1 protein-coding gene is annotated in these 6245 nt (G+C 72.7%); it reads left to right on the top strand.

Annotation, left to right across the window (positions count from 1 at the left end; genetic code table 11):
* Positions 1-21 precede the first annotated feature (21 nt).
* On the top strand, positions 22-6245 hold a 6224-nt coding region (locus tag ABZ863_RS35175; RefSeq protein WP_358544061.1), incomplete at its 3' end, for an SDR family NAD(P)-dependent oxidoreductase.

The following is a 6245-nucleotide window of genomic DNA, read 5'->3' as shown; positions in this document are numbered from 1 at the left end:
GGACACCGTGTGCTCGCGGTCGTGCGGGGCAGCGCGGTCAACCAGGACGGGGCGTCGAACGGCCTGTCCGCGCCCAGCGGCCCCGCACAACAGCAGGTCATCCGGGCGGCGCTGGCAGACGCCGGGCTCGACGGCTCCGACGTGGATGTGGTGGAGGCGCACGGCACGGGCACCAAGCTGGGCGACCCGATCGAGGCCGGTGCGCTGCTGGCCACGTACGGGCAGGGCAGGGACCCGGAGCGGCCGCTGTGGCTGGGGTCGGTGAAGTCGAACATCGGGCACACCCAGGCCGCCGCCGGTGTCGCGGGCGTCATCAAGACCGTCCTCGCCCTGCGGCACGGCACCCTGCCGCGCACCCTGCACGCCGAGGAGCCCTCGGCTCACGTCGACTGGTCCTCCGGCGCCGTGTCCCTCCTCACCGCGCCGCGCGACTGGCCCGAGACGGGACGGCCCCGGCGGGCCGGAGTCTCCTCGTTCGGCGTCAGCGGAACCAACGCCCACGTCATCCTGGAAGAGGGGCCGGACGCCGACCTCCACGACGACGACCACCGCTCCAGCGGCACCTTCGAACCCTGGACCCTGTCGGCACAGTCCGACGCGGCCCTGCGTGAACAGGCCAGGCGCCTGCTTCCGCTCGCGCAGGAGGGGCCCGCCCGGAGCTGCGACATCGGCCACACCCTCGCGACCACACGCGCCGTGCTCGACCACCGCGCGGTCGTCCTCGGCGCCGGCGGCACCGACCTGGCCGGCGCCCTGACCGACCTCGCCGAGGGCCGGCAGACACCCGACATCGTCCGAGGCACGGCCACCCCCTCCGACGACCGCGTCGTCTTCGTGTTCCCGGGGCAGGGGTCGCAGTGGGTGGGGATGGCGCTGGAGTTGCTGGGGGACGTTCCGGTGTTCGCGGCGCGGTTGGAGGAGTGTGCGGCGGCGTTGGAGCCGTTCATGGATGTTCCGTTGGTGGAGGCGTTGGGTGATGGGGCGGCGTTGGAGCGGGTGGAGGTGGTGCAGCCTGTGCTCTGGGCGGTGATGGTGTCGCTGGCGCGGGTGTGGGAGTGGTTCGGGGTGCGCCCCGCCGCGGTGGTCGGTCATTCGCAGGGTGAGATCGCGGCTGCGGTGGTGGCGGGCGCGCTGAGTCTGCAGGACGGGGCGCGGGTGGTCGCGTTGCGCAGCCGGGCCATCGCCGAGGAACTCGCGGGCCACGGCGGAATGGTGGCCGTCCAGCGGCCCCTCGCCGAGGTGGAGGGGATCATCTCCTCCTACGACGGGGAACTGACCGTCGCCGCCGTGAACGGGCCCGGATCCACTGTGGTCTCCGGTGGCACCGAGGCGCTCGACGGCCTGATGGCGGACTGCGAGAAGCGCGGCGTCCGGGCCCGCCGCATCCCCGTCGACTACGCCTCCCACTGTGAACAGGTCGAGACCATCCGCGCTCAGGTCGAGAAGGCGGTGGCCGACGTGGCGCCGCGGCCCACACGGATACCGTTCTTCTCCACGGTCACCGGAGGTGAACTCGCCCAAACAGAACTGGACGGCACCTACTGGTACCGCAATCTGCGGTCCGCCGTCCGTTTCGAGGAGACCGTACGCGCCCTGCTCGACGCGGGATTCCGCAGGTTCGTCGAGGCGAGCGCCCACCCGGTGCTGACCACCGGGGTGCAGATCACCGCCGAGGACCACGGGACGGACGTCACCGTCACCGGCACGCTGCGCCGCGACGACGGCGGCCGGCCGCGCCTGATGCGGTCGCTGGCCGAGGCGTTCGTCACCGGCGTACCCGTGCGGTGGGCCCGCTCCTACGAAGGCCGCCCGGTCCGGCGGGTCGAGTTGCCCACGTACCCCTTCCAGCACAAGCGCTACTGGGTGGCGGACGGCGGCGCCGGTCGCCGTACCTCCACACACCAGGACGGCGCGGAAGCCACCGGGCACGCCCTGCTCGGCAGCGCGGTGCCGCTGCCCGGGACCGGCGGGGCCCTGCTCACCGGGCGGCTGTCGCTGCGGGACCAGCCCTGGCTCCGCGACCACGCCGTACGCGGCCGCGTACTGGTGCCGGGTACGGCCCTCCTGGACATGTTCCTGCGCGCTGGGGGCGCCGTCAGCTGCGACCGCGTGGAGGAACTGATCCTTGAGACGCCGCTGCTCCTGGACGCCTCCCGGCCGACACAGGTGCAGGTGCTGGTCGCCGGGGCCGCGGAGGACGGCAGCCGTACGGTGGACCTGCATGCCCGGCTCCAGGACCCCGCTTCCGAGGACACGGAGTGGGTACGGCACGCACGGGCGACGCTCGTGAGCGACGCCGGGCACCCGGAACTCACGGACTGCGAGAGCTGGCCCCCGGCCGACGCGCAGCCGGTGGACATCACCGGCCTCTACGAGCGGCTGCACGAGCAAGGACTCACGTACGGAGAGCGGTTCCAGGGGCTCACCAAGGTCTGGCGCGGGGCGCGGGGCGAACTGTTCGCCGACGTCTCCGTGCCCAGGACGGACGTGACGGGCTTCGGTGTCCACCCGGCGCTCCTCGACGCCGCCCTCCACGCCTGGCCCGCCTGCACGGACGACGAGGCCATCGGCCGACTGCCCTTCCTCTGGACCGGCGTCACCCTGCACGCCACCGGCGCGACGCGGCTGCGGGCCACGCTCGTACCGACCGCCGAGGGCGCCTACTCGGTCCAGGTCACGGACAGCTCGGGTCTGCCGGTCCTGTCTGCCGACGCACTCCTGACACGTCCGCTCGACGAGGTGCGGCTTCCGGGCCCGCCCGAGGACGGCGTCGCCGCCGCCTACCGGGTCGCCTGGACCCGCGTACCGGCACCGGCCCAGAAGGGCGAAACGCCGCGGGTCGCGGTGCTCGGCGACACGGCCGAGGGGCTGCCCGTGACGGATTCGGAGCACGCCGGGTACGCCGGCCTGGAAGCACTGCAGGCACACCTGACGGGCGAGGAAGAGCCGTCGGCGCCCGGTCACGTCCTGGTGGACCTGCGGACCGAAGCATCCCCGTGCGCCGACGAAGACATGGCCGCTGCCGCCGAGGGCATCACCCTCCGCGCGCTGGAGCTGGCGCAGCAGTGGCTGGCGAGCGACCACTTCACGGAGTCCCGGCTGGTCCTCGTCACCGGCGGCGCCGTACAGGTCCACGGCGGCGAACGCCTGGACCACCTCGCGGCCGCACCCGTATGGGGACTGGTGCGTTCGGCACAGACCGAGCACCCCGGTCGCTTCGTCCTCCTCGACGTCCTCGACCGGACCGACACGACGCCCGACACGGTGCTGGGTGCCCTGGCCACGGGCGAGCCCCAACTCGCTGTCCGCGGCGACGACATTCTCGCGCCGCGGCTGGTGCGCGGCGAGGAGTCGCCGACGCCCGTGCACATGCCGGCCCCGGCAGGGGAGCGGGCGGAGCCGGTCCCGGCCGACGACGAGGACCTGGCCGGGGAACGGCGGCTCGCCCACGCCGGGAACGGCACCCTCGACGGGATCGTCTGGGGCCCGTCGACCGAGAACGAGGGCGGCGGGGCCCAGGGCAGTCGCACGCTGGGCGAGCACGAGGTGCGCATCGAGATCCGGGCCGTCGGGCTCAACTTCCGTGACGTACTGATCCCGTTGGGCATGTACCCGGACGCGGAGAACGCGCGGATGGGCAGTGAGGGAGCGGGCCTGGTCACCGGGATCGGCTCCGGTGTGACGGGTGTCGCGATCGGCGATCGGGTCATGGGCGTCTGGCAGGACGGGTTCCGGTCCTCTGTCGTGGTGGACGAGCGGGTGGTGGTGCCGGTCCCCGAGGGGTGGTCGTTCGTGGAGGCGGCGTCGGTTCCGGTGGCGTTTGTGACGGCGTTCTACGCGTTGGTTGATGTGGCGGGTGTGCGGTCGGGGGAGACGGTGTTGGTGCATGCGGCGGCGGGTGGTGTGGGGATGGCTGCGGTGCAGTTGGCGCGGTGGTTGGGGGCGGAGGTGTGTGCGACGGCGAGTGAGTCGAAGTGGCCGGTGGTGCGGGGGCTTGGTGTGGCGGAGGGGCGTATTGCTTCGTCGCGGTCGGCGGGGTTTGCGGAGGTGTTTCGTTCGGGTGTGGATGTGGTGGTGGATTCGTTGGCGGGGGAGTTGGTGGATGCGTCGTTGGGGTTGGTGCGTCCGGGGGGCCGGTTCGTGGAGCTGGGCAAGGCGGATGTGCGGGATCCGGGAGAGGTTGCCGCTGCCTACGACGGCGTGACGTACCGGGCGTTCGATCTTGCGGAGGTGGCCCCCGAGCGCCTGGGAGAGATGCTGCGCGAGGTCGTGGGACTGTTCAGGGCTGGTGCACTGGAGTTGCTGCCGAGGCAGGAATGGGACGTGCGGCGGGCGGGTGAGGCGTTCGCGTTGATGAGCCGGGCGAAGCATGTGGGCAAGCTGGTGCTGAGTGTCCCGTCGGTACCTGGGGCATCTCCCTCGGAGGGTGAGGGTGAGGGTGTGGGTGGTTGGGTGTTGGTGTCGGGTGGTTCGGGTGTGCTGGGTGGTGTGGTGGCGCGGCATCTGGTCCGGGAGCGGGGTGTGCGTCGGTTGGTGTTGTTGAGCCGTAGTGGCGAAGTGGGGGCTTTGGTGGGGGAGTTGTCGGGTCTGGGTGCTGAGGTGCGGTCGGTGGTGTGTGATGTGGCGGACCGTGCGGCGTTGCGGGGTGTGGTGGAGGGTTTGCCGGGTGGGGTGTCGGGGGTGGTGCATGCGGCGGGTGTGCTGGATGACGTGGTGGTGGAGGGGTTGTCGCGGGAGCGGCTGGAGGGTGTGTTGGCGGCGAAGGTGGTGGGTGGGTGGAATCTGCATGGGGTGATGGCGGATTCGGAGGGCCCGTTTGTGTTGTTCTCGTCGGCTGCTGGGGTGTTGGGGGCTGCGGGGCAGGCGAGTTATGCGGCGGGGAACGCGTTCTTGGACGGGTTGGCGGCGTTCCGGCGGGCGCGTGGCTTGTCGGGTGTGTCGGCGGCCTGGGGGCTGTGGGAGCAGCGCAGTGCGATGACGGGAGGGCTGGAGCGGGCGGATCTGGCGCGGATGCGGCGGATGGGTGTGTTGCCGATGTCCACGGAGGACGGGCTGCGCCTCCTCGACACCGCCGAACAGTCGACGGAGAGCGCCGTCCTCGCCGCCCGCCTCGACGTCCGCTCCCTCACGGCCGGCGACGCCGCCGACCACCCTCTGCTGCGCAGCCTCGCCCGGAAGACCACCGCACCCCGGCGCCGCCGCCTGACCGACGCAGACCCCGGCACCGCGGACCGGGCCACGGCGCTGAAGGACTCCTTGCTCCGCCAGCCGCCTGAGGGGCGCCGGGCCACGCTGCTCGACCTCGTCCGCGCTCAGGTGACCACCGTGCTCGGACACGCGGACGCCGGTGCGATCGAGCCGGACCGGGCGTTCAAGGACCTCGGTCTCGACTCGCTGACCGCCGTCGACCTGCGCAACCGTCTCGGCGCCCTCACAGGACTGCGGCTTTCCGCGACGCTGGCCTTCGACCACCCCACCTGCTCCGCCCTCGCCGGGCACCTCCTCGGCGAGATCTTCGGAGCGGACGTTCTCGAGGCGGACCACACGGCCGCCGCGGCGCCCGGCCGGGACGGCCAGGACGCTTTCGGGACGCCCACGTCCGAGGACCCGATCGCCATCGTCGGCATGGCCTGCCGCTACCCGGGCGGCGTGGCCACCCCGGAGGACCTGTGGCGGCTTGTTGACTCCGGCGGCGACGCCATCGGCCGTCTCCCGGCCGGCCGGGGCTGGGACCTCGACGCCCTGTACGACCCCGACCCCGACACACCCGGCCGGGCCTACGTCCGCGAGGGCGGCTTCCTGCACGACGCGGGGCGCTTCGACGCGGAGTTCTTCGGCATCTCGCCCGTCGAGGCCCTGGCCACCGACCCCCAGCAGCGGCTGCTCCTGGAGACGGGCTGGGAGGCCGTCGAGCGGGCGGGCATCGACCCGGCGACCCTGCGCGGCAGCCGGACCGGGGTGTTCGTCGGCTCGCACTACCAGGAGTACGGACCCCGCCTGCACCACGCCGGGCAGGGCGCCGAGGGGCACCTCATCACCGGTACCGCCGGCAGCGTGGTGTCCGGACGGATCGCCTACGTCCTGGGCCTCGAAGGGCCGGCCGTCACCGTCGACACCGCCTGCTCCTCCGCGCTGGTGGCCCTGCACATGGCCGCCCCGTCCGACCACGGCGAGATCCTCGACTCGATCACCGTGCAGGCGCTGATCGCCCGCTACCCGCAGGTCGCGGGGATGACCGGTACCGC

The organism is Saccharomonospora sp. NPDC046836 (assembly GCF_040645195.1).
GTDB lineage: Bacteria > Actinomycetota > Actinomycetes > Mycobacteriales > Pseudonocardiaceae > Prauserella_A.
This window is presented reverse-complemented; position numbering and strand designations above follow the sequence as displayed.